Consider the following 22,280-nt stretch of genomic DNA (forward strand, 5'->3'; position numbering starts at 1 on the left):
GCCAATGATGGCGCAGTATCTTGAGCTGAAGGCGCAATATGCCGATGCCCTGCTGTTCTACCGGATGGGCGATTTTTACGAGATGTTCTTCGAGGATGCGGTCGCGGCCGCCGAAGCGCTGGACATCGCCCTGACCAAACGCGGCAAGCACGAAGGCGCCGACATCCCGATGTGCGGTGTCCCGGTGCACGCCGCCGAAGGGTACCTGCTGACCCTGATCCGCAAGGGGTTTCGCGTCGCCGTATGCGAACAGTTGGAAAGCCCGGCGGAAGCGAAAAAACGCGGCTACAAATCCGTTGTCAAACGCGATGTGGTGCGCCTGGTCACACCCGGTACCCTGACGGAAGAAGCACTGCTTGAAGCGCGCCGCCACAATTACCTCGCGGCCTACGCCGAGGTGCGGGACAAAGCGGCGCTGGCGTGGGTCGATATCTCAACCGGGGCGTTCCACGTGATGCCGCTGCCGCCCGTGCGGCTTGGCCCTGAACTGGCACGGCTCGCCCCGTCAGAACTCATCGTATCGGATGCAAAAGAACCCGATTTGCACGCTACAGTCTCTGATTTCGCCCTCGCCATGACCGCAATGCCACGTGCAGCTTTTGACAGCACCGGTGCCGAAAAACGGCTGTGCGCCTTGTTCAACATTGCCACGCTTGATGCCTTCGGCACCTTCACCCGCGCCGAGGTATCGGCCATGGGGGCGCTGATCGATTACCTTGAGATTACGCAGAAGGGCAAACTGCCCCTGCTGCGCCCACCCCAGAAGGAAAACGAAGCGCGCACCGTCCAGATCGACGCGGCAACCCGCCGTAACCTTGAATTGACCCACGCGATGACGGGCGGCCGCGCCGGTTCCCTTCTGGCCATCATGGACCGGACCTGCACTGCCGGGGGTGCACGCCTTCTGGAACGGCGGATTTCAAGCCCTTCCCGCGTGCTGGATGTGGTGCACGCGCGTCTGGGCGCGGTGACATTCGGATATGACAACATCCGCCTTGCCCAGGACCTGCGCGATACCCTGCGAAAGGTACCAGACCTTGACCGTGCGCTGTCGCGTCTGTCACTGGACCGGGGTGGTCCGCGTGATCTGGCAGCGATCCGCAACGGCCTGTCACAGGCCGAAACGCTCAGCGCTGCGCTGTCACCTCTCGATCTGCCGAACCTGCTGCGCGACGCCACGAATGGGCTGACCGGTCACGACGACCTGATCGGATTGCTCGAAGAAGCGCTTATCGCCGAACCCCCGCTTCTGATGCGCGATGGGGGGTTCATCGCCGAAGGCTATGATGCCGCATTGGATCAGGCCCGCAAACTGCGCGACGAGGGGCGCAGCGTCATTGCCGGGATGCAACAGGATTTCATCGCACGGACCGGGATCACCTCGCTCAAGATCAAGCACAACAACGTGCTGGGCTATTTCATCGAAACCACCGCAACCCATGCGGAAAAGATGCTGTCCCCGCCCCTGTCCGACACGTTCATTCACCGCCAGACCACCGCCAATCAGGTCCGTTTCACAACCGTCGACCTGTCAGAGATGGAAACCCGCATCCTGAACGCCGGTAACGAAGCGCTGGAGATCGAAAAGCGGCTCTATGAAAGGCTGAAAGGCGCGATTCTGGCCCGCGCGGGTGAGATTGCGATCACTTCCACTGGATTGGCGGAAATCGATCTGGCCGTGGGATTGGCGACCCTTGCACAGGACGAAAACTGGACCAGACCAAAAGTCGATGACACCCGCGCATTCGAAATCGAAGGCGGCCGACACGCCGTTGTGGAACGGGCCCTGCAACAGCAGTCGGGCGCACCTTTCATTGCCAATGACTGCGACCTGACCGCTGACGGTAATGCTGCTGCGATTTGGCTTCTGACAGGTCCGAACATGGCCGGCAAATCAACCTTCCTGCGGCAGAACGCCCTGATTGCCCTGATGGCGCAAATGGGCAGCTATGTGCCGGCACGATCGGCACACATCGGCCTTGTCAGCCAGCTTTTCAGCCGTGTGGGTGCGTCCGATGATCTGGCACGGGGCCGCTCCACCTTCATGGTGGAAATGGTCGAAACCGCCGCCATCCTCAACCAGGCCGATGATCGCGCGCTGGTCATCCTTGATGAAATCGGGCGCGGTACGGCAACCTATGACGGCCTTTCCATCGCCTGGGCGACCCTGGAACACCTGCATGACGTAAACCGGGCGCGCGCCCTCTTTGCCACCCACTATCATGAGATGACAGCCTTGTCCGCCAAGCTGGACGGCGTGGATAACGCCACCGTTGCCGTGAAGGAATGGGAGGGCGACGTCATCTTCCTGCATGAAGTCCGCAAAGGTGCGGCTGACCGGTCGTACGGCGTGCAGGTCGCGCAACTTGCGGGCCTGCCCGACAGCGTCATCGCCCGCGCCCGCGTCGTGCTGGATGCGCTGGAAAAAGGCGAACGCGAAGGCGGGGCAAAGCAAAAGACGCTGATCGACGACCTTCCGCTCTTTTCTGTCAGCGCAACGCCACCACCCCAACCCAAGACAGAATCAAAAGTGGAAAAAGCGCTCGCCGACGTGCTTCCCGATGAACTCACGCCCCGCGAAGCCCTCGACATGCTTTACAAACTGAAAGAGGCGGCCAAATCCTGACCGCCTCTTCCAAATGGTTCAAAAAACCCCCGCGGAGCGTTGGAATCTCTTATCCCGCAGGCTGCGACGAAACGCCAACCTGCGCGGGTCGCAGCAACCGATCATGCAGCATGAACCCTTCGGCGGCGACCTGAATGATATCGCCGGCCTTGGTCCCCGGCACGGGTGCTTCGAACATCGCCTGATGCGCCTGCGGATCAAACCTGTCCCCGACCTCCGGTGCGATGATCTCGATCCCATGCTTTTTGAACACGTTGAGCAATTCGCGCATGGTCAACTCGACCCCTTCAAGCAAGGGACCAGAAACTTCACGCTGTTCGTCGGTCGCGGCCTCAAGCGCGCGCTTCATGTTGTCATAGACCGGCAGCATGTCCCGGGCGAGCTTTGACCCGCCGTAATTCTCCGCTTCCCGGCGGTCCTTTTCGGACCGCTTGCGCGCGTTTTCCGCATCCGCAAGGGCCCGCATGAAGCGGTCCTTGAATTCATCCCGCTCGGCGCGAAGCTGATCCAGTTCCAGGGCTTCATCGTCGATCTCTTCTTCGGCGGCGGCATATATTTCCGCTTCCATCGCTTCCAGATCGTCCAGAAATTCATTCTCGTTCGGGTCAGCCATTCTTCACCTCTAGCTGCGGTCGGACACCATTTTTCCAACCAGCTGTGCCGTGTAATTCACAATCGGCACAATACGTCCATAATTCAGGCGCGTGGGCCCGATCACACCGACCGCACCAATCACCTTTCGATCAGCGTTCATATAAGGGGAAACCACCAGAGAGGAACCCGAAAGTGAGAAAAGTTTGTTCTCAGAGCCGATAAAGATGCGCACACCGTCGCCACTTTCGGCCAGTTCAAGGAATTCGGCAATGTCACGCTTGCGTTCAAGATCATCAAACAGGCGGCGGACCCGCTCCAGATCCTCCGCCTCTGCATCCCCATCAAGCAGATTCGCACGCCCCCGCACGATCAGCCGCTCTGCATGCTCACCTTCCCCTTCCCACAAAACGGCACCACTTTCGACCAATTCGCGCGCAAGGGTGTCGATCTCCGAACGGCGCTGCGCGATCTCCTGCTTCACGCTGCGTTGCAATTCACCGATGGTCTTGCCTTCGACCAGAGCATTGAGGAAATTGGCCGCTTCGCGCATGGAACTCGGCGTCTGACCGGGCGGTGGCGTGAACAGGCGGTTCTCCACGTGTCCGTCAGAGAACACCAAAACCACCAACGCGCGGTCCGGGGACAGGGAAACGAATTCGATATGCTTGATCGGCGCTTCGTGCTTGGGCGTCAGGACAAGGGACGCGCCATGGGTGACACCGGACAATGCCGATCCGACACGGTCCAGCAGATTGCCCACGTCAGCGGCATTGTCCCCCATTGTGGCATCGATCTTTTCGCGGTCGGTGTCGGAAAGATCGCCCAGTTCGATCATGCCGTCGACAAACATCCGCAACCCAAGCTGCGTGGGGATACGGCCCGCGCTGACATGGGGGGACCCAAGAACGCCGATGTGTTCAAGATCCTGCATGACATTGCGGATTGTGGCGGCGCTGACCTTTTCGCTGAAGTCCCGTGTCAGCGTACGCGATCCCACCGGATCACCGGTATCCAGATACCCCTCCACGACGCGGCGAAACACCTCGCGGGAGCGATCGTTCATTTCCTTGAGCAGCTTCACGGTCTCGGTCATCGGCGCACCTCTGCTGCCAATAAAGGGAGGCGGAGCGCGAACGTCAATCTTGCTTGCATCCGGGGGGCGCAGGACGGTATCCCCGGTGGAAATCAAAAAGGATATCCCATGCGCCCTTCTGGCCGGAAACTTGACGAAATGCGCCCTGTCTCAGTCGAGGTGGGTTTTACCAAACACGCAGAAGGATCGGCGCTGATCAAGGTGGGCGACACGCATGTGCTGTGCACGGCGACGGTAGAAGATCGCGTGCCACCGTTCATCAAGGGATCCGGGCTGGGCTGGGTCACGGCGGAATACGGCATGCTGCCACGTGCAACCAATACCCGGATGCGACGCGAAGCGGCGATGGGCAAGCAAGGCGGGCGCACGGTGGAAATCCAGCGGCTGATCGGCCGCTCCCTGCGCGCCGGTGTGGACAGGGTCGCCCTGGGCGAGCGTCAGATTTCCATCGATTGCGATGTGTTGCAGGCCGACGGCGGCACGCGGTGTGCCGCGATCACCGGCGGCTGGATTGCACTGCGCCTGGCGGTGAACAAGCTGATGAAAGCCGGAGACGTGATTTCCGACCCCCTGGAAGACCCGGTGTCAGCGGTCAGCTGCGGCATCTATGCAGGCCAGCCGGTTCTTGATCTGGACTATCCGGAAGATTCAGAGGCCGGCGTTGACGGCAATTTCATCATGACGGCCAGCGGCAAGCTGATCGAGGTTCAGATGAGCGCCGAGGGATCCACATATTCCCGCGATCAGATGAACGCGTTGATGGATCTTGCGGAAAAGGGCGTTGCGGAACTGGCCGCCCTTCAGAAAGACGTCACCGCGTGACACGCCGGTTCACCTCTGACCAGATCCTGATCGCGACCCACAACGCGGGCAAGCTGGAAGAGATGGAACAGCTGTTTGCCCCGCGCGGCGTGCAGGTGGTGGGGGCAGCTTCGCTTGACTTGCCGGAACCGGAGGAGACAGAGAGCACCTTTGTCGGTAATGCCCGGATCAAGGCGCACGCCGCCGCGAAGGCGACAGGGATGCCCGCGCTGGCCGACGATTCCGGGATCGAGGTGGAGGCATTGGACGGTGCGCCCGGTGTCTATACCGCAGATTGGGCCGAAACACCGGACGGTCGGGATTTCCTGATGGCCATGACCAAGACCCATAATTTGCTTGAAACCAAGGACGCGCCACAGCCGCGCCATGCCCGGTTTTGCGCGACCCTGGTTCTGGCGTGGCCCGACGGCCATGATGAGGTTTTCGCAGGCACAGTTGAGGGCACGCTGGTCTGGCCGCTGCGGGGCAAGCTGGGTCATGGGTACGACCCGATGTTCCAGCCCAATGGCCATGACATCACCTTTGCCGAAATGGACGCAGATCAGAAAAACGCGATCAGCCACAGGGCGGACGCCTTTGCCAAGCTGATCAAGGGCTGCTTTGACTGACGATTGGCAACAGGGTGGCTTTGGCCTTTATATCCATTGGCCGTTTTGCGAGGCGAAGTGCCCCTATTGCGATTTCAACAGTCACGTCTCGCGAAGCATTGATCAGCGCGCTTGGGGCGACGCTTACCTGGCCGAGCTTGCCCGTGCAGCAGATGAGACGCCTGGTCGGGTTCTGAATTCGGTTTTCTTCGGCGGGGGGACGCCCAGCCTGATGGACCCCGACGTCGTGGCGGATGTGATCACCGCAATCCGCACACGCTGGCCCGTTGCGAACGATCTGGAAATCACGCTTGAGGCAAATCCCGGTTCGGTCGAGGCAGGCCGGTTTGCAGCCTACCACGCGGCGGGGGTCAACCGGATCTCCATGGGCATACAGGCGCTGAACGATACTGACTTACGTAGGTTGGGGCGCATCCACACCGCGTCAGAGGCGCTGACTGCCTTTGATATTGCCCGACAGACCTTTGACCGCGTGAGCTTTGACCTGATCTATGGTCGGCAGGACCAGACGCTTGCGGCCTGGAAAGCGGAATTGAAACAGGCATTGAACCTGGCGATTGATCATCTGTCGCTGTACCAGTTGACGATCGAGCAAGGCACGGCTTTTGGCGATCGCTACAACCGCGGTGGGTTGCGCGGCTTGCCGGATGAAGACCTGGGCGCGGATATGTTCGTTGCGACGCAGGACATCTGCGCCGACGCCGGGATGCCCGCCTACGAGGTATCGAACCACGCCCGCGACGGCGCCGCTTCGCGACACAACCTGATCTATTGGCGCTATGGCGATTATCTTGGCATTGGGCCGGGGGCACATGGCCGGGTCACGCAAGCCGCACGCAAATATGCAACGGAAGCCTTCAGCAATCCAAATCGCTGGCTGTCGGGGACACAAACCGGCGAGACTGAGAAACCACGGCTGGTGCTGTCTGCGGAAGATCAGGCACAGGAGTTCCTTCTGATGGGGCTGCGCCTGAAGGAGGGCATTGATACGGCACGCTACGCTGCCATCGCCGGGCAGCCCCTGTCGGAGCGCAGACTTGCGGAATTGGTCGATCTTGGCATGATTTCCAGCACGAAAGACAGATTAATCGTTTCAGATCAGGGGTTTATGGTTCTGAACGCTGTCATCGAAGCCTTGATGCCGGATCAGCCACCGCCCAGCACCCTGCAAAGCTCGTCCAGTTCCTCCAGCGAGCGGTAGTGCAGGGTCAGCTTGCCATTTTCCTGACCGGGTTTGTGATCAAGGGACACTTTCATCCCGATGGCTGCAGCCAGATCCCGTTCCAACGCGATGGTGTCGGCGTCCTTCTCCGATGCAGACGCCCTTGCAGTGGCCTTGGGCGCATCGCCGCTGGCTTCCTTCTTGACCAAAGCTTCAGCGGCCCGGACGGATAAACCGCCCTTCATGATCTGCTGTGCCAGTTTCAGAGGATCCTTCGCCGGGATGAGCGCCCGCGCGTGACCCGCGCTGAGCCCGCCTGAGCGAACCAGGTCGACCACACCATCGGGCAGGTTCAGCAGACGCAGCAGATTGGCGATGTGGCTTCTGCTCTTGCCCAAGGCTTCTGCCATTTTTTCCTGTGTATGGCCAAACCGGTCCATCAGCTGCCGATACCCCGTTGCCTCTTCGATGGGGTTCAGGTCTGCACGCTGAATGTTCTCTATGATGGCCACTTCAAGCACTTCGACATCCGTGAAGTCGCGCACGATCACCGGCAATTCATGCAATTGCGCCATCTGCGCAGCGCGCCAGCGGCGTTCGCCTGCGACGATTTCAAAGCTACCACCTTGCCGGGACCGGACGATCAGCGGCTGAATGACGCCTTTTTCCTTGATGGATGCGGCAAGGTCGGCAAGATCTTCGGCTGCGAACCTTTTGCGGGGCTGGTCGGGATTGGGGGAAATCCGCTCAATCGGGATGATATGCTCAGCCGCCGAGGGCCCTTTGGACGCGGCGTTTTCATTCTCTGTGACGTCCGCCATCAAGGCGGACAATCCGCGCCCAAGGCCGCGCTTGCGTTCCTGTTTCTCAGCCATTTCCACCCCTCACCTGATGTTGTTATCCATGATTTCCTGCGCCAGTGCGCGATACGCCATCGCACCTTTAGATTGACTGTCATAACTCAGCACCGGCATGGCAAAGCTGGGCGCTTCGCTCACACGCACGTTGCGCGGTATCATCGTTTTGAACACGACCTCCCCCAGTGTATTACGCGCGTCCTGTTCCACCTGCTGCGACAGGTTATTGCGGCGGTCATACATTGTCAGCACGACACCTTCGATCCGCAAATCGGTGTTCCCGCTTTGCCGGACTTCGCGAATGGTCATCATGAGTTGCGACAACCCCTCCAAAGCAAAGAATTCGCTTTGCAAAGGCACAAGAACAGAATGCGCTGCAATCATGGCGTTCACGGTCAAAAGGTTCAGTGATGGCGGACAATCGATCAGAATGTAGTCGAGCGCAAAGTCATCCATCTGAAGCTGGCGCAGGGCGTCATGTAGCAAAAAGCTCCGCTTTTCATTGGAAATCAGCTCAATATCCGCAGAACTGAGGTCGACGGTTGCCGGAATGATGAACAGGCCATCCTGCTGGGTATTTTGAACCAACCGGTCAAGCGATATGTCTTCAAGCAGGAGTTCATAGGTAGTAAATTCCCGATCATCCAAGGCGATTCCGAAACCCGTGGATGCGTTCCCTTGCGGGTCAAGGTCGACCACCAAAACACGCTTGCCCATTTCAACAAATGCTGCCGCGAGGTTGATCGTCGTTGTGGTTTTACCGACGCCACCTTTTTGATTTGCCACCGCGATTATCTTGGGCCCGGTGGGCCGCGTGGGGTCAGACACGTTTGATATCCTCAATCTTCAAAACCGCGGCAGCAGGGTTGGTATTGCTTGTAATCGCTTCGCAGGAATATGACCACTGCTGTTGCGCAGCGTCATGCTCTTTCCGCCAATTTTCGCCTTTCGGAAAGATGCATGTACCCTTCGCCGCCAGATGATGTTCGGCGAAGGAAAGAAGGGTGGTAAGATCGGCCAAGGCACGGGCGGACAACACCTCAGCCTGCAGTGGCGCAAGATCTTCGATGCGCTCCGATATGACTGTCCCGGACAGTGACATTTCCCGCAATGCACTGCGCAGAAAGGCGCATTTGCGCTGGTCACTTTCAACGAGTGTCACTGTTATATCCGGACGTTTCTCCGTAGCGATGATTGCGATTACGATCGCGGGAAACCCGCCTCCACTGCCCAGATCCACCCAGGAACGGCAGGGAGGGGCCAGATCAAAGATTTGTGCGGAATCCAGTATATGGCGGGACCAAAGATCAGAAACGCTCGCCTTGGAGACCAGATTGATCTTCTGCGTCCATTTTTCCACCAGATCTGCAAAGACCTGAAGACGCGCCAGTGTTTCACGTGAAACATCGAGGTCCGGCAGCGTCATTATGCGGTCTTCTTGCCTGCGTCACGCTTGAGCCATGTAAGAATCAAGGTCAAAGCCGCCGGCGTCATCCCATCAATGCGGGATGCCTGCGCAAGCGTTTCAGGCCGCGCCGCGACAAGTTTCGCCTTCAATTCATGAGACAAACCATCGAGGGCACCATAGTCGAAACCCTCCGGGATCCGATGCGCCTCGTCCTTGCGCAACACATCGATATCGCGCTGCTGCCGTCCAAGATAATTAGCATAAAGCGCGTCCCTCTCCACTTGGCGCCGAATATTGGCTGATACCTCCTGCAGCTCCGGGACGAGGGAAACGACGTCTTCAAACCGGACATCCGGGAATGCCAACAGTTGAAACGCAGTCCGCCGGTTGCCGTCCTGGCTGACCTTGATACCAGCTTTTGCAGCGTCCTTCGGCGTAAAGTCCTGATCCGACAATAGCGACTTCGCCAACTCCAGATCAGCCATCTTCGCCACAAAGGCCTCCCGCCGCGCATCCGACGCACATCCGAGCGCAATGGCGCGCGGCGTAAGCCGTTGATCTGCGTTGTCTGCGCGCAGCGACAAACGAAACTCCGCTCTAGAGGTGAACATGCGATATGGCTCTGTCACCCCTCGGGTTGTGAGGTCATCAATCATGACGCCGATATAGCTTTCAGCCCGACTGAAAATCACATCATCGCCGCCCCTTACAGCTCGTGCGGCGTTTAACCCGGCCACCAAGCCTTGCGCGGCAGCCTCCTCATATCCTGTCGTGCCATTGATTTGACCGGCGAGGTACAGTCCGGGCACGTTGCGCACTTCGAGGGTGGCGCGCAGCGCGCGGGGATCAATATAGTCGTACTCAATTGCATACCCTGGCTGCAGTATCTTCGCATTTTCGAGGCCCCGGATGGACCTCACGTAGGCTTCCTGCACATCTTCCGGCAAGGATGTGGAAATGCCGTTGGGGTATATCGTGTGGTCATCCGCCCCCTCTGGCTCAAGAAAAATCTGATGCGAAGTTTTCTCAGCAAAGCGCACCACCTTATCTTCGATCGACGGGCAATACCTTGGCCCGATGCCATCGATCTGGCCACCATACATCGCTGATCTCTCAAGGTTCTTCGCGATGATATCATGGGTGACCGCATTCGTATGCGTGATCCCGCAGCTGATTTGCGGTGCGCTGATCGAAGTGGAAAGGAACGAAAAGAGCGTGGGATTATCATCCCCTGCCTGCTGTTCCAGCCCAGACCAATCGATGGTGCGTCCATCCAGACGCGGAGGTGTACCGGTCTTCAAACGGCCCATTGGCAATTTGAAACCATCAAGTCGGTTTGCGAGATCAACGGTCGCCTTATCTCCCATGCGCCCACCGGACCGACTGACATCGCCGATATGAATGACACCGCGCAAGAATGTGCCTGTGGTCAAGATTACTGCGCCCGCCTCTAGCTGTTCGCCGGACGCCAGAACCACCCCACCAACCGTGGATTGCCGCATCAACAAATCAACAACTTCGCCTTCCACAATGGTAAGGTTGGGTTGCGCTTCGCAAGCCGCCAGCATTTCGCTGCGATAAATCTTCCGATCCGCCTGCGCCCGTGGACCCTGGACCGCGGGGCCCTTGCGGCGGTTAAGTAGACGGAACTGAATCCCCGCCTTGTCCGCCACACGGCCCATCACGCCGTCCATGGCATCAATTTCCCGGACCAGATGCCCCTTACCAAGCCCGCCAATGGCCGGATTACAGGACATAACGCCAATGCCGTCCCGCGTCATCGTGACAAGCGCGGTATCCGCTCCCATCCGTGCGGCAGCGTGCGCCGCCTCGGCACCTGCATGCCCACCCCCGATAACGATGACCTCAAAATGTTTCACGTGAAACACTCCATTATTTCCCCAAGCAGAAGCTGGCAAAGATTTCGTCCAGCAAGGCTTCAACGTCAACGCGCCCGATCAAGCCTTCCAACGCCCGTATCACATGGCGCAGCTCTTCCGCTGCCAGCTCATATTGATCAGGACCCCGCTGCAATACCAAATCTGCCTGCAACAATCCATTGATCGCTGTTTCCATAACTGACCTGTGACGGGCATGTGTCGCAACGCCGACGGCAGATGTTCGCGACGCCAGAACGTTTTGTAGCTGCGCAATCAGCGATTCCACACCTTGCCCCGTCTTGCCGGAGATACCTGCACCGTCCTGACGCAAATCAGCTTTGGGTAACAGGACGATATCACCGTCCCGCGGCCGCGCGATCAGATCATCGGGATTTTCCGACAGAAAGACCCGCACATCCGCTTCATCCGCCCGGGCAAGGGCGCGGCTGACGCCGATCGCTTCAATTGCGTCATCACTTTCGCGCAGCCCGGCAGTATCCAGCAATGTCACCGGCAAGCCACCCAGATCCATCCGGACTTCGATCACATCCCGCGTGGTCCCTGCAATCTCCGACGTGATCGCGGCCTCCCTGCCAGCCAGAGCATTTAGAAGCGTCGATTTGCCCGCATTCGGCGCGCCCAGAATGGCAACTTCAAACCCCGTGCGTATCCGCTCAGCAACATGGCTCCCCGCAATCTCCGCCTGCAACTGCGCCTGTACCCGCGCCAGCAGCGCCTCCACTTCGGGCGTCACATCAACGGGTACGTCTTCATCCGCAAAATCAATCGTCGCTTCAAGCAGCGCAGCAGCCCTGATCAAATCAGCGCGCCAGCCTTCCACCAACTCGCCCAAATGCCCCGACACCACGCGCAGCGCCTGCTTGCGCTGTGCCTCCGTTTCCGCATCAATCAGATCAGCGAGCCCTTCGACCTGCGTCAGGTCAAGCCGTTCATTCTCCAATGCGCGACGGGTGAACTCCCCAGGCTCAGCAAGTCGCGCACCATCAAAGCGCGCCAGCACCGCAAGCACCGCCCTAACAACCGCGATGCTCCCGTGAAGATGCAGCTCGACAATATCCTCTCCGGTAAAGCTGTGCGGACCCGGAAACGCGACGACCAACCCTGTGTCGATCAGACCGCCCTCACGATCCCTGATCTTGCGCAGCGCGACCATCCGCGCCTCCGGCAACGTCCCGCTGATATCTTCCGCGATGGCAAAGGCACGCGGCCCGGATAACCGAACCACGCAAACACCCGCCCGGCCCATTGCCGTCGCTTGGGCGAAAATCGTCTCCATCTCACATAACCTGTTGTTATCGCGAAATTTTTACGTATTCATTGAGTCGAAGAAGTCCGCGTTCGTTTTGGTCTGCTTCAATTTCCCGATCAGGAATTCAATCGCATCCGTCGTCCCCATCGGGTTCAGGATCCGGCGCAGCACAAACGTTTTCTGAAGATCGATCTTGTCGATCAACAGGTCTTCCTTCCGGGTACCCGACTTCAGAATATCAATTGCCGGGAACACGCGTTTGTCGGCAATCTTGCGATCCAGGATGATCTCGGAGTTACCGGTACCCTTGAATTCCTCAAAGATCACTTCATCCATCCGTGACCCGGTATCGATCAACGCCGTTGCAATGATCGTCAGCGATCCGCCCTCTTCGATGTTCCGTGCCGCACCAAAGAACCGCTTGGGCCGCTGCAGTGCATTGGCGTCCACACCACCTGTCAGTACTTTGCCAGAGGACGGCACAACCGTGTTGAACGCACGCCCCAGACGGGTGATGGAATCGAGCAGGATCACCACATCCCGTTTATGCTCTACCAGACGTTTTGCTTTCTCGATCACCATGTCGGACACCGCGACGTGCCGCGTCGCAGGTTCATCAAAGGTGGATGACACCACTTCCCCCTTCACGGATCGCTGCATGTCCGTCACCTCTTCGGGACGTTCGTCAATCAGCAGCACGATCAAATAGCACTCAGGATGGTTCTTCTCGATCGAATTGGCGATGTTCTGCAACAGGACCGTCTTGCCGGTCCGCGGTGGCGCGGTGATCAGCGCGCGCTGGCCTTTGCCGATCGGCGATACCAGATCGATGATCCGGGCCGATCTATCCTTCAGCGTCGGATCATCCACCTCCATCGTCAGCCGCTCATCTGGGTAAAGCGGCGTCAGGTTTTCGAAGGCCACCTTGTGGCGGGCCTTTTCCGGCGCCTCAAAATTGATCTTCGTGACTTCCGTCAGCGCAAAGTACCGCTCATTGTCATCGGGTGCCTTGATAAGCCCCTCGATGGTGTCCCCGGTCCGCAAGGACCACTGTCGGATCATCTCGGGCGAAACATAGATATCATCCGGGCCCGGCAGATAGTTCGCTTCGGGAGAGCGCAGAAAACCGAAACCGTCCTGCAGCACCTCCAGCACACCATCCCCCGAGATTTCCCATCCTTCATCCGCGCGTTCGCGCAGGATCTGGAACATCATCTCCCCCTTGCGCATGGTGGAGGCGTTTTCGATCTCAAGATCCTCCGCCATCGCCAGAAGGTTCTTGGGGGTCTGCGCCTTCAGATCAGCAAGGTTCAGCGTGTCGGTTGTCATGAAGTGTCCTTTACAGCCGTAACCCAAGGTCACATGGCTGGTCGTATTCAAATGGAAAGCAGAGACGTCACCCGGACGGACAACGCCGCCATATAGACCGTTCGGGTCGCCCGAGTCAATCAGGTCAGAATTTCAGGACAACCGAAAACACGATCACGATCATCAGCACGGTCGGGACTTCGTTCATCATCCGGTATTGCCTGCCCGTCAGGGTGTTCTCCCCCGCGGCAAAACCCTTCACCCGTCGGGTCAGCCACACGTGAAATGCCGTCATCGCCAGGATGCCCGCCAATTTGGTCCAGGGCCAGACAAAAGACCAATCGACAATCCCGGGTGTCGCCACCAGCAGCAACCCGAATGTCCAGGATGCCGCCATCGCCGGTGACATGATCACCTTCGCAAGCTTACCTTCCATCATCGTGAAAAGCGCATGTGTCTCCCCGCTCAACCCCACGCGTTCGGTATGGTGCACCAGCAGACGCGGCAGATAGAAAAGCGCTGCCATCCACGAAATGACCGAGATGATATGAAACGCCTTGATCCAGGGATAGATCGACGCAAGCAAGTCAGACATGCAACCCTCCGTTCCCGGCCCTTCTTATATAAATAAAGAAAAGAAGAAAGATGATGTTGTTTGTAGGGGCGCGATCCGCTGTGGATTATCCGGTTTCACCCGATATGACACACAGCTGTACAATCATCGAACGCCCGCTGGGATAAATCAGATACAAGAAGAATTTATTGATTTAAAATCAACAGGTTAACAGTAAATGACAGCAACCCCCCCTGTGGATAGCAAGCCTGAAACCTGTGCACTGCACAGATTCCCCCACGGCTGGGTCTTATCCTCATGCACAGGTGCGGGAATCGTTATGAAACCAGCGGTGCCATCGTCAAGCATTTCAGTTCTGTCGTCCGGATGGATTCTGCGGGGAAAACCCTTAAGAAGTCCTTAAGACTCCACACAGGATATCCACATGGTTCAGCCCCTCATCCTTGCATCAGGATCACAAATCCGGTCGCAGCTGCTGCGGCAGGCTTGCGTGGATCATAAAGTCATCCCCCCGCTTGTCGATGAAGAGATGATCAAGGCAGCACTGTTGTCAGAAGACGCGCCCCCACGCGACATCGCATATACCCTTGCAGAAATGAAAGCCCGCAAGATCAGCGAAAAGCATCCCGATGCGCTGGTGCTGGGCTGTGATCAGGTTCTGGATCACAAGGGTACGCTGTTGTCCAAGGCAGCCGACCCCGACGCAGCACTCGCACAGCTTAAATCGCTGCGTGGCAGCCAGCACATGCTGCTTTCCGCTGCCGTCCTCTACGAAGGTGGCAAACCCATCTGGCGTCACATCGGTCAGGTGCGTTTGCGCATGCGCGATGCCAGCGACGCCTATCTGGAGGGTTACGTTGAGCGGAATTGGGACAGCATCCGGCACGCGGTCGGCTGTTATCTGCTTGAAGAAGAGGGCGTGCGGCTGTTCTCTCATGTGCAAGGGGATTACTTTCATGTCCTTGGTATGCCACTTCTGGAACTTCTGAATTATCTGACCCTGCGCGGAGACCTCGCTTCATGACTGCCTCCAAAATCCCACTGGCCGGCGTGATCGGTTCACCCATTGCGCATTCCAAATCGCCACAACTGCATGGTCACTGGCTCAAGACCTATGGGATCAAGGGGCATTACATCCCGATGGACATTGGGGCCCATGATCTGCAGGACGCCATCCGCATGCTTCCCAGGATGGGGTTTGTGGGCGTCAATATCACCATTCCTCACAAGGAGGCGGTGCTGTCCATCGCTGATCTGATCACGGATCGGGCGATCCTCATCGGAGCGGCGAATACGCTGATCTTTCGCAAGGACGGCAAGATCCATGCCGACAACACCGACGGCTACGGGTTCATGGAAAACCTCAAGACCGGGGCGCCCGATTGGAACCCCCGCTCCGGGCCGGCCGCGGTGTTGGGCGCAGGCGGTGCGGCACGTGCCGTCATTGCATCTCTTCTGGATGCGGGCGTTCCCCAAATCCTGCTTTCCAACCGAACACGGGTCCGGGCAGAAAAACTGAAGGCGGATTTCGGCAGCCGCCTGCAGGTTTTTGATTGGGTTCAGGCCGGCAACATGTTTGACCACGCAGCGCTTGTCGTGAACACCACGTCGCTTGGCATGATCGGCAAGAATGAAATGCGCGTGCCGTTGGACGGGTTGCAAAAAGGGGCGGTGGTCACGGATCTGGTTTACGCACCGCTTAGAACGCAACTTCTTGAAACGGCAGAGGAAATGGGCTGCATCACCGTGGATGGCCTTGGCATGCTCCTGCATCAGGCCGTGCCGGCCTTTGAACGCTGGTTCGGCACCCGTCCCGCGGTCGACAGCGCCACGCGCGCGGCTGTGCTGCGCTGATGTTCCTGCTTGGTCTGACTGGGTCCATCGGGATGGGAAAGACAACCACCGCACAGATGTTTGCCGCCGAAGGCTGCTCGGTCTGGGATGCGGACGCCGCGGTGCACCGCCTTTATGCGAAAGGTGGCAAAGCCGTTGCGCCGATGGGCAGCGCCTTTCCATCCGCGATCGAAGACGGCGCTGTCTCCCGCGACCGCCTCAAGCAGATCATCGGCAACGATCCCACCGCGTTGAAGCGCATTGAAGCCATCGTGCATCCGCTTGTGGCGGAAGACCGGGCGGATTTCCTTTCAAATACTGACGCAGACATTGTCGTTCTGGATATCCCGCTGCTGTTTGAGACGGGGGGCGATGCGAAAATGGACGCAACTGCCTGTGTTAGGGTCGATTCCAAGCTGCAACGGGAACGCGTCATGGCCCGTGGGACGATGTCCGAGACGCAGTTCGAAACCATTCTTGCAAAGCAGATGCCGATTGAAGAGAAATGCGCGCGGGCAGACTATGTGATAGAGACGGACACATTGGAACACGCGCGCCAACAGGTGCAAGACGTGCTTTTGGACATAAGGGGAAAGATCGCAGATGCGTGAGATCGTACTGGATACCGAAACCACTGGGTTTGATCCTGAAACCGGCGACCGGATCGTTGAAATTGGAGCGGTTGAACTGATGGGTCACGTGGCCACCGGCAAAACCTATCACCAGTACATCAACCCCGAACGTGCCATGCCGGAGGACGCGTTTCAGGTGCATGGGCTGGGCGACGATTTTCTGCGTGACAAGCCGAAGTTTGCACAGGTCGGCCAGGCGTTTCTGGATTTCATCGGCGATGCCAAGCTGGTCATTCACAATGCCGCCTTTGACATCAAGTTTCTGAATGCGGAGCTGAAGTGGATGAACCTGCCACAAATCCCGTGGGAGCAGGCGATTGATACCCTTGCCATCGCCCGCAAGAAATTCCCCGGCTCGCCCGCGTCACTGGATGCATTGTGCCGCCGTTTCAACATCGACAACGGGGCGCGTACCCTGCACGGGGCCTTGCTGGACAGTGAAATTCTGGCAGAAGTGTATCTTGAACTGATCGGCGGGCGGCAGCCGGATTTTGCGCTGTCTCACCGATCTGACTCCACCGGCGAAACGGTGACAAACGGGTGGAAACCCCAGCCCCGCCCGATGCCTCTGCCCTCCCGGTTGTCGGAACAAGAGGCCGCCGCCCATGCCGAATTCATCAGCAAACTGGGCGACGACCCACTGTGGTCCAAAGCTTAGGCGTCAGCCTTTGGCGGGTTTTCGGCCTGACGCCGCGCAATCTCATTGCGGTATAGCGACATGAAATCGATGTTTTCCAGGTTCAGCGGTGGGAAGCCGCCATCCCGTGTGATGTCGCTGACGACACGGCGCAGAAACGGAAAGATCATGCGCGGGCATTCGATCAACAGGAAGGGGTGGATCTGCTCTTCCGGCACATTGTCGATGTGGAAAATACCGACATAATCGATCTCCAGAAGGAACAGGGTTGTATCACCCTCCTTCGCTTTCGAGGTCACGTTCAGCTTGATCGCGGATTCGTACTGCTTGTCAGCGGTGCGTTTTTTTGCATCCAGATTGACCTGCACCTGCACATCCGGTTGCACATCTGCCGCTGCGCCTTTTTGCGCCATGATGTTTTCAAAGGACATGTCGCGGATGTATTGCCCCAGAACGCGCATCTGCGGTGCGGTCGGCTTGGCGGCTTCGTTCTCTGCCATCGAATTTTCCCTCGTGGTGAATTAGAATTGCGCGGGCTTAGCAGGTTGGCGGCGTGCCCTCAATGCTTTGTCCAGCCTGACGGGCCGCGCCGCTGCGCCTCATCCTCTGGTATCTCGCGGTATTCGCCGTCGATCACGTCCCCGCCGCGCGAGGTCGGCCCGCCGCGCCCTGCGGTATCGTGCTGACCGTATTGTTGTTGGTGTGTTTCAAAGGCCTGCACGTTTACCCGTGCGCGCAGCGCCTTGTAGGCTGCTTGCCGCACCCCTGGTACCAGCAAGGCGAATCCAACCGCATCCGTGAAAAACCCTGGCGTCAGCAATAAAGCGCCGGCAAACAGGATCATCGCACCATGCACCAGCGGTTCCGTCGGATCGCGCAGATCGGAGAATGAACTGCGCAACTGTCCCAGCGCCATCGCCCCTTGGGTGCGCACAAGAAACGTGCCCAGAACGGCGGTTACCACCACGATCAAAAGCGTTGGCCACAACCCGATTGCACCACCGACCTGAATGAAAAGTCCGATCTCAATCAGAGGAACTGCGATAAATGCGATCAAAAGCCACATGGCGACGGGGTCCTTATCTTGGGGGCGGAGTGGACTCACCCCGCTCATGCACCTACATAAGGTCCAAAGCGCGATGTTTCCATGTTTTGCCTGATGAGGTTTCGATGAACTCTCCTATGTTACAGCTTCTGGTTCTTGCCGGTATTGCTGTTTTTCTGATCCTACGCCTGCGTAACGTGCTGGGCACCCGCGAAGGTTTTGAAAAGCCTCCCGCCGTGGATCAGGCACCGGCCAAGCGGAAAGGGCCGGCCTTCGAAGTGATCGAAGGCGGTCCCGACCTCGATATCACCGATCATTTCCCGGAAGACAGCGATCAGGGCAAGGCTCTGGCCGCGATGAAGCGGCTTGAGCCGTCTTTCAACGTCGGTGATTTCCTCAGCGGCGCGCGCGGCGCGTATGAGATGATTGTCATGGGGTATGAGCGCGGCGATCTGGCGGAAATCCAGCCCCTGCTGTCCGAGGAAATCTATGAAAGTTTTGTCGATGGCGTGGCCGCGCGAGAAGATCAGGGGCTGACGATCGAGGCGAATTTCATCGGCGTGCGGGAACTTGAACTGGAAGACGCCACTCTGGACCCTGACACCAACGAAGCTGAAGTCACGATGCGTTTCGTGGCCGAGCTGAATTCCGCCGTGCGCGACAAGGCCGGTGATATCATCGAAGGCAGCACGACAGAGATCAAACGCCAGAAAGATACCTGGGTATTTGCCCGCATCATGGGTTCGGACGATCCAAATTGGCTGTTGGTATCTACAGACGGTTAAGACATGCAGTCTTGGCATTGGCTGCGGCGGGGGGCATTCTGGTGACACCTGCGGCAGCCAGTGATGTTTCCTACAGCGTGCTGGAATTCGACCAGCTTGAAGGATGGGACAAGGACGATCACACTGCGGCATTCAATGTCTTCCTGAGCACCTGCGGTGACATGAAACAACCCGACTGGCGCGCGGTCTGCGCCTATGCCCGGCAAAACCCGGATCCGCGCCAGTTCTTTGAACTTTTTTTTCGCCCTGTATTGATCGAAGACGGGCAAGACCCCCTTTTCACCGGCTATTTTGAACCAGAGCTTGAGGGCGACAAATACCGCTCCAGCAGGTACCGCTTTCCGGTGTATGCCATGCCGACGGAGGCAAAGCGGAATTCTCCCTGGTTGACGCGCCGACAGATCCTGACCAGCGGTGTCATGGATGGGCGCGGGTTGGAGATTGCGTGGGTCGATGACCCGGTTGAACTGTTCTTTCTGCAGATCCAGGGTTCCGGCCGCATTCGTTTACCTGACGGGTCCTACATCCGGGTGGGTTATCGCGGGGCGAACGGCCATCCCTACCGGTCCATCGGGGTCGAACTGGTCCAGCGCGGCGTGTACCAGCCGCATCAGGTAAGTGCGGAAGTGATCAAGAACTGGGTTCGTCGCAATCCGGATGCCGGGCAGGAACTGCTGTTCCACAATCCGTCCTATGTCTTTTTCCGTGAAGTCAGCCGCGTGCCACCGGATCAAGGGCCCTTGGGCGCAATGAACCGATCCGTGACGGCGATGCGGTCCATCGCCGTTGATCCCGCGCACGTCACCCTCGGCGCGCCCGTCTGGATCGAGAAAGACGGCGCGAACCCCCTCCGGCGATTAATGATTGCGCAGGACACCGGGTCTGCGATCAAGGGCGCGCAACGCGCTGACGTGTTCTTTGGAACAGGTGACGCGGCCGGGCGTGCCGCTGGTACGCTGCGGGATCCCGGCCGGATGCTGGTACTGATGCCCATTCAACGCGCCTATGCCTTGCTGCCTGAAAGCGCCCTGTGAAACGGCGCGGCCTGAACAAGGATGATCTTGAGCTTTGGCGCAAGGTCACGGAACGGACGGAAAAACTCGACCTGAAAACGCTGTTCACGCCCGAGATTGACACGGATCAACCGTCCCTGCCCGCCATCCGAAAGGCCAAGACCATTGTGCTTGGCAAACCCACTTCCAAGACACGAAAGCCGGGTCACAACCTGACACCATCGCTGCCTGAACAGATCAACGCCGCGCCCGTGCAGATGGACCAGAAAGCGTTTGGCAAGATGAAGCGCGGCAAGCTGAAACCCGAGGGTCGAATTGATCTGCATGGCATGACGCTGGATCGCGCGCATCCCGCGCTTAGCCGGTTCATCCTGTCGGCGCATAAGAGCGGCAAGCGGCTGGTGTTGGTGATTACTGGCAAAGGCAAGATGCGCGACGAAGGTGGACCCATCCCCGTGCGTCACGGGGTGCTGCGCCATCAGGTGCCGCAATGGCTGGGCATGGCGCCCCTGTCATCCGTCGTGTTGCAGGTCACCCAGGCACATATCAGCCACGGCGGCAGTGGTGCCTACTACGTGTACCTCCGGCGACAGCGCTAGCGACCCAGTGTCGGGCGGTATCTGAGAATCCCAAGTGTCCCTAATGCCGCCGCTGCCAGATAGAAAACGGCGATCGGCAGCATTTGCTGCGGGAAATCCACACCCCAATCGATCAGCGCGCCTGTCACCCCCGGACCAATGGCGGACCCGAAAACCATCAGCGCCGCCGCCGCCGCCTTGATCGCCCCGATATGGCGCGTCCCGTAATATTCCGCCCAGAAGGTGGCTGAACCTGTCGCGTGCATCCCCTGTCCGACGCCAAAGATGACCAATCCGACCCCGGCCATGAAAATAGTGTCTGCAAAGGCCAAAACCATGAAGGACAGCGCAAAGGGCAGCATCTGAAGCGGGACGATCCGACTGACACCAAACCGGTCGATGGCCCAGCCGGACACGAATGTCGCCACGATGGACGACAGGGTATAAACCGGCATCAGTGCCACGAACTGCACCAGTTCCCAGCCTTTTACCTCCACCAGATGCACCTGTTGAAAGAACAGTGCCGTGCCCCAGGCAGACGGCCCGGCCACCATCGGGATCATCAGAAAAAACAGCGGTGACCGCAATGCCTCGCTCCGGGTCCAATGCCGACCGTGCATGCCTGCGATCTGCGCTTGTGCCGCCATGCTTTGCGGCGTGCGTTCCTGGCGTAGAAGGCTCAGCAAAACGGGGATGGTCACCACCACAAGCCCGGCTGCCAGTACCCACAAGCTGCGCCAGTGCATCACCGCAAACAGCGCCACGAACACCACGGGCAGCACCGCCTGCCCCACCGCGTAACCCATCGACGACAGCGAAAGCGCCTTGCCACGCGTGGCTTCGAACCAGCGCACCATCGCAACGGACCCCAGTTGCGACATCATCCCCTGCCCCGTCAGACGCAGCGCGAAAATCACACCGATCAGCAGGATCCAAGACGTATTCGCCGCCATCGCAAGACAGGCCATCGCAAGGCCCAGCATCACCCCAAGCGCAAGCACACGGATACGAAAGCGATCCGTCAGGACACCCACCCAGATCATCGCAATCGCCGATGCCGTGGTCCCGATCGTATAGATGCCGCCCCATTGCCCGTCGCTAAGCCCGAAGTCGGTCTTGATCTCTCCGGCGAAGAGGGAAATGAAATACGTCTGCCCATAGGACGACGTGAAGGTAAGCAGAAAGCCCGCCAGCAGAAAAAGCCAGTTGATGCGCAGAAAGCTGAGGTAGCCCATAGGTCTTTCGTTTCAGTCAAAGTACCGAGAGGGAAAAGACTAATCCCCAGCAAATACAAGTTATCCACATGATGTGGCAATTCTTACAACATATTGGGGTTTACTTGCAGTGCGGCCCAACTAATATGGGCCGCACTATGGGTACGTGGCAGAGCGGTCTATTGCACCGGACTCAAAATCCGACGGGGCTTGCTTCATAACCGGCCCCCGTGGGTTCGAATCCCACCGCACCCGCCAAGAAGGGCAGTGGAGTATCGCTCCGCTGCCCTTTAATTTTGCATACTATATTTTGGGTGTCAAAGTCTAAATCTACAAGAAGT

23 protein-coding genes and 1 tRNA gene are annotated in these 22,280 nt (G+C 58.5%); 12 read left to right on the top strand and 12 right to left on the bottom strand.

Annotated features, from left to right (window positions below; all coding sequences use genetic code 11):
- Window positions 1-4 precede the first annotated feature (4 nt).
- Entirely contained in the window at window positions 5-2,626 is a 2,622-nt protein-coding gene (gene mutS, locus AB4X18_RS08270) for a DNA mismatch repair protein MutS (RefSeq protein ID WP_432817413.1), read from the top strand.
- 49 nt (window positions 2,627-2,675) lie between these two features.
- Here the strand turns inward: mutS and AB4X18_RS08275 are convergent, their stop codons facing one another.
- On the bottom strand, window positions 2,676-3,239 hold the full coding sequence (locus tag AB4X18_RS08275; protein ID WP_370399631.1) for a nucleotide exchange factor GrpE: 564 nt from the start codon (window positions 3,237-3,239) through the stop codon (window positions 2,676-2,678).
- 9 nt (window positions 3,240-3,248) lie between these two features.
- Window positions 3,249-4,313, bottom strand: coding sequence for a heat-inducible transcriptional repressor HrcA (gene hrcA, locus AB4X18_RS08280; RefSeq protein WP_370399632.1), 1,065 nt, complete (start codon window positions 4,311-4,313; stop codon window positions 3,249-3,251).
- Between the two features lie 108 nt (window positions 4,314-4,421).
- Here hrcA and rph point away from each other — a divergent pair, with 108 nt between their 5' ends.
- Genes rph through hemW form a run of 3 tightly spaced genes read left to right on the top strand, consistent with a single transcriptional unit; the run spans window position 4,422 to window position 6,944 of the window.
- The gene (gene rph / locus AB4X18_RS08285) at window positions 4,422-5,135 is read left to right on the top strand and encodes a ribonuclease PH (RefSeq protein WP_370399633.1); all 714 of its coding nucleotides are present in this window, start codon (window positions 4,422-4,424) and stop codon (window positions 5,133-5,135) included.
- The gene (rdgB, locus tag AB4X18_RS08290) at window positions 5,132-5,743 is read left to right on the top strand and encodes an RdgB/HAM1 family non-canonical purine NTP pyrophosphatase (RefSeq protein ID WP_370399634.1); all 612 of its coding nucleotides are present in this window, start codon (window positions 5,132-5,134) and stop codon (window positions 5,741-5,743) included. Before rph ends, rdgB begins: the two co-directional genes overlap by 4 nt.
- Window positions 5,736-6,944, top strand: a complete 1,209-nt coding sequence (gene hemW, locus AB4X18_RS08295; RefSeq protein WP_370399635.1) for a radical SAM family heme chaperone HemW — start codon at window positions 5,736-5,738, stop codon at window positions 6,942-6,944. The genes rdgB and hemW overlap by 8 nt, the downstream gene beginning before the upstream one ends.
- Here hemW and AB4X18_RS08300 read toward each other — a convergent pair.
- The 7 genes from AB4X18_RS08300 to AB4X18_RS08330 all read right to left on the bottom strand — a co-directional run bounded on the left by AB4X18_RS08300 (window position 6,890) and on the right by AB4X18_RS08330 (window position 14,223).
- Window positions 6,890-7,780, bottom strand: a complete 891-nt coding sequence (locus AB4X18_RS08300) for a ParB/RepB/Spo0J family partition protein (RefSeq protein ID WP_370399636.1) — start codon at window positions 7,778-7,780, stop codon at window positions 6,890-6,892. The two genes, hemW and AB4X18_RS08300, sit on opposite strands and share 55 nt — an antisense overlap.
- Before the next feature lie 9 nt (window positions 7,781-7,789).
- Window positions 7,790-8,590, bottom strand: coding sequence for a ParA family protein (locus AB4X18_RS08305; protein WP_370399637.1), 801 nt, complete (start codon window positions 8,588-8,590; stop codon window positions 7,790-7,792).
- Complete coding sequence (gene rsmG, locus AB4X18_RS08310; protein WP_370399638.1) at window positions 8,583-9,188, bottom strand: 16S rRNA (guanine(527)-N(7))-methyltransferase RsmG; 606 nt, start codon at window positions 9,186-9,188, stop codon at window positions 8,583-8,585. Before rsmG ends, AB4X18_RS08305 begins: the two co-directional genes overlap by 8 nt.
- Window positions 9,188-11,050 (bottom strand): tRNA uridine-5-carboxymethylaminomethyl(34) synthesis enzyme MnmG, encoded by a 1,863-nt coding sequence (gene mnmG / locus AB4X18_RS08315; protein ID WP_370399639.1) that lies wholly within the window; start codon window positions 11,048-11,050, stop codon window positions 9,188-9,190. Before mnmG ends, rsmG begins: the two co-directional genes overlap by 1 nt.
- A 13-nt stretch (window positions 11,051-11,063) precedes the next feature.
- Window positions 11,064-12,347, bottom strand: a complete 1,284-nt coding sequence (mnmE, locus tag AB4X18_RS08320) for a tRNA uridine-5-carboxymethylaminomethyl(34) synthesis GTPase MnmE (protein WP_370399640.1) — start codon at window positions 12,345-12,347, stop codon at window positions 11,064-11,066.
- Between the two features lie 30 nt (window positions 12,348-12,377).
- A complete protein-coding gene (gene rho, locus AB4X18_RS08325; protein WP_370399641.1) occupies window positions 12,378-13,649 on the bottom strand; it encodes a transcription termination factor Rho in 1,272 nt (423 codons plus the stop codon).
- Between the two features lie 124 nt (window positions 13,650-13,773).
- Complete coding sequence (locus AB4X18_RS08330; RefSeq protein WP_370399642.1) at window positions 13,774-14,223, bottom strand: CopD family protein; 450 nt, start codon at window positions 14,221-14,223, stop codon at window positions 13,774-13,776.
- 403 nt (window positions 14,224-14,626) lie between these two features.
- Here AB4X18_RS08330 and AB4X18_RS08335 point away from each other — a divergent pair, with 403 nt between their 5' ends.
- The 4 genes from AB4X18_RS08335 to dnaQ are packed head-to-tail and all read left to right on the top strand — an operon-like array spanning window position 14,627 to window position 17,325.
- Window positions 14,627-15,226 carry a Maf family protein gene (locus tag AB4X18_RS08335; RefSeq protein WP_370399643.1) on the top strand — a complete coding sequence of 200 codons (600 nt, stop codon included), beginning with the start codon at window positions 14,627-14,629 and terminating at the stop codon, window positions 15,224-15,226.
- Window positions 15,223-16,056 (top strand): shikimate dehydrogenase, encoded by an 834-nt coding sequence (locus AB4X18_RS08340; RefSeq protein WP_432817284.1) that lies wholly within the window; start codon window positions 15,223-15,225, stop codon window positions 16,054-16,056. Before AB4X18_RS08335 ends, AB4X18_RS08340 begins: the two co-directional genes overlap by 4 nt.
- Entirely contained in the window at window positions 16,056-16,646 is a 591-nt protein-coding gene (gene coaE / locus AB4X18_RS08345) for a dephospho-CoA kinase (protein WP_370399644.1), read from the top strand. Before AB4X18_RS08340 ends, coaE begins: the two co-directional genes overlap by 1 nt.
- Complete coding sequence (gene dnaQ / locus AB4X18_RS08350) at window positions 16,639-17,325, top strand: DNA polymerase III subunit epsilon (RefSeq protein ID WP_370399645.1); 687 nt, start codon at window positions 16,639-16,641, stop codon at window positions 17,323-17,325. The genes coaE and dnaQ overlap by 8 nt, the downstream gene beginning before the upstream one ends.
- Here dnaQ and secB read toward each other — a convergent pair.
- Window positions 17,322-17,804: a protein-export chaperone SecB gene (secB, locus tag AB4X18_RS08355; protein ID WP_370399646.1), complete on the bottom strand. Its 483-nt coding sequence runs from the start codon at window positions 17,802-17,804 to the stop codon at window positions 17,322-17,324. The two genes, dnaQ and secB, sit on opposite strands and share 4 nt — an antisense overlap.
- 59 nt (window positions 17,805-17,863) lie before the next feature.
- Window positions 17,864-18,370, bottom strand: coding sequence for an FxsA family protein (locus tag AB4X18_RS08360; RefSeq protein WP_432817285.1), 507 nt, complete (start codon window positions 18,368-18,370; stop codon window positions 17,864-17,866).
- Window positions 18,371-18,474: 104 nt separating this feature from the next.
- Between AB4X18_RS08360 and AB4X18_RS08365 the strand changes: the two genes are divergently transcribed.
- The 3 genes from AB4X18_RS08365 to AB4X18_RS08375 are packed head-to-tail and all read left to right on the top strand — an operon-like array spanning window position 18,475 to window position 20,746.
- The gene (locus AB4X18_RS08365) at window positions 18,475-19,134 is read left to right on the top strand and encodes a Tim44/TimA family putative adaptor protein (RefSeq protein ID WP_370399647.1); all 660 of its coding nucleotides are present in this window, start codon (window positions 18,475-18,477) and stop codon (window positions 19,132-19,134) included.
- Window positions 19,135-19,145: 11 nt separating this feature from the next.
- Window positions 19,146-20,168, top strand: a complete 1,023-nt coding sequence (gene mltA, locus AB4X18_RS08370; RefSeq protein WP_432817286.1) for a murein transglycosylase A — start codon at window positions 19,146-19,148, stop codon at window positions 20,166-20,168.
- Window positions 20,165-20,746: a Smr/MutS family protein gene (locus AB4X18_RS08375; protein WP_370399648.1), complete on the top strand. Its 582-nt coding sequence runs from the start codon at window positions 20,165-20,167 to the stop codon at window positions 20,744-20,746. Before mltA ends, AB4X18_RS08375 begins: the two co-directional genes overlap by 4 nt.
- On the opposite strand, the gene AB4X18_RS08380 is transcribed toward AB4X18_RS08375, so the two are convergent.
- Window positions 20,743-21,960 carry an MFS transporter gene (locus AB4X18_RS08380; protein ID WP_370399649.1) on the bottom strand — a complete coding sequence of 406 codons (1,218 nt, stop codon included), beginning with the start codon at window positions 21,958-21,960 and terminating at the stop codon, window positions 20,743-20,745. The genes AB4X18_RS08375 and AB4X18_RS08380 overlap by 4 nt on opposite strands.
- A 139-nt stretch (window positions 21,961-22,099) precedes the next feature.
- On the opposite strand from AB4X18_RS08380, the gene AB4X18_RS08385 reads away from it, so the two are divergent.
- A tRNA-Leu gene (locus AB4X18_RS08385) sits at window positions 22,100-22,197 on the top strand.
- Window positions 22,198-22,280 lie beyond the last annotated feature (83 nt).

It is taken from the genome of Sulfitobacter rhodophyticola (genome assembly GCF_041281685.2).
Classification (GTDB): Bacteria; Pseudomonadota; Alphaproteobacteria; order Rhodobacterales; family Rhodobacteraceae; genus Sulfitobacter.

What these genes read in the sequence shown, in the direction of transcription:
- mutS (WP_432817413.1), top strand. Translation starts at nt 5, where the DNA reads ATGATGGCGCAGTATCTTGAGCTGAAGGCGCAATATGCCGATGCCCTG.
- AB4X18_RS08275 (WP_370399631.1), bottom strand. Translation starts at nt 3,239, where the DNA reads ATGGCTGACCCGAACGAGAATGAATTTCTGGACGATCTGGAAGCGATG.
- hrcA (WP_370399632.1), bottom strand. Translation starts at nt 4,313, where the DNA reads ATGACCGAGACCGTGAAGCTGCTCAAGGAAATGAACGATCGCTCCCGC.
- rph (WP_370399633.1), top strand. Translation starts at nt 4,422, where the DNA reads ATGCGCCCTTCTGGCCGGAAACTTGACGAAATGCGCCCTGTCTCAGTC.
- AB4X18_RS08300 (WP_370399636.1), bottom strand. Translation starts at nt 7,780, where the DNA reads ATGGCTGAGAAACAGGAACGCAAGCGCGGCCTTGGGCGCGGATTGTCC.
- rsmG (WP_370399638.1), bottom strand. Translation starts at nt 9,188, where the DNA reads ATGACGCTGCCGGACCTCGATGTTTCACGTGAAACACTGGCGCGTCTT.
- mnmE (WP_370399640.1), bottom strand. Translation starts at nt 12,347, where the DNA reads ATGGAGACGATTTTCGCCCAAGCGACGGCAATGGGCCGGGCGGGTGTT.
- rho (WP_370399641.1), bottom strand. Translation starts at nt 13,649, where the DNA reads ATGACAACCGACACGCTGAACCTTGCTGATCTGAAGGCGCAGACCCCC.
- AB4X18_RS08330 (WP_370399642.1), bottom strand. Translation starts at nt 14,223, where the DNA reads ATGTCTGACTTGCTTGCGTCGATCTATCCCTGGATCAAGGCGTTTCAT.
- AB4X18_RS08335 (WP_370399643.1), top strand. Translation starts at nt 14,627, where the DNA reads ATGGTTCAGCCCCTCATCCTTGCATCAGGATCACAAATCCGGTCGCAG.
- AB4X18_RS08340 (WP_432817284.1), top strand. Translation starts at nt 15,223, where the DNA reads ATGACTGCCTCCAAAATCCCACTGGCCGGCGTGATCGGTTCACCCATT.
- coaE (WP_370399644.1), top strand. Translation starts at nt 16,056, where the DNA reads ATGTTCCTGCTTGGTCTGACTGGGTCCATCGGGATGGGAAAGACAACC.
- dnaQ (WP_370399645.1), top strand. Translation starts at nt 16,639, where the DNA reads ATGCGTGAGATCGTACTGGATACCGAAACCACTGGGTTTGATCCTGAA.
- secB (WP_370399646.1), bottom strand. Translation starts at nt 17,804, where the DNA reads ATGGCAGAGAACGAAGCCGCCAAGCCGACCGCACCGCAGATGCGCGTT.
- AB4X18_RS08360 (WP_432817285.1), bottom strand. Translation starts at nt 18,370, where the DNA reads ATGTGGCTTTTGATCGCATTTATCGCAGTTCCTCTGATTGAGATCGGA.
- AB4X18_RS08365 (WP_370399647.1), top strand. Translation starts at nt 18,475, where the DNA reads ATGAACTCTCCTATGTTACAGCTTCTGGTTCTTGCCGGTATTGCTGTT.
- AB4X18_RS08380 (WP_370399649.1), bottom strand. Translation starts at nt 21,960, where the DNA reads ATGGGCTACCTCAGCTTTCTGCGCATCAACTGGCTTTTTCTGCTGGCG.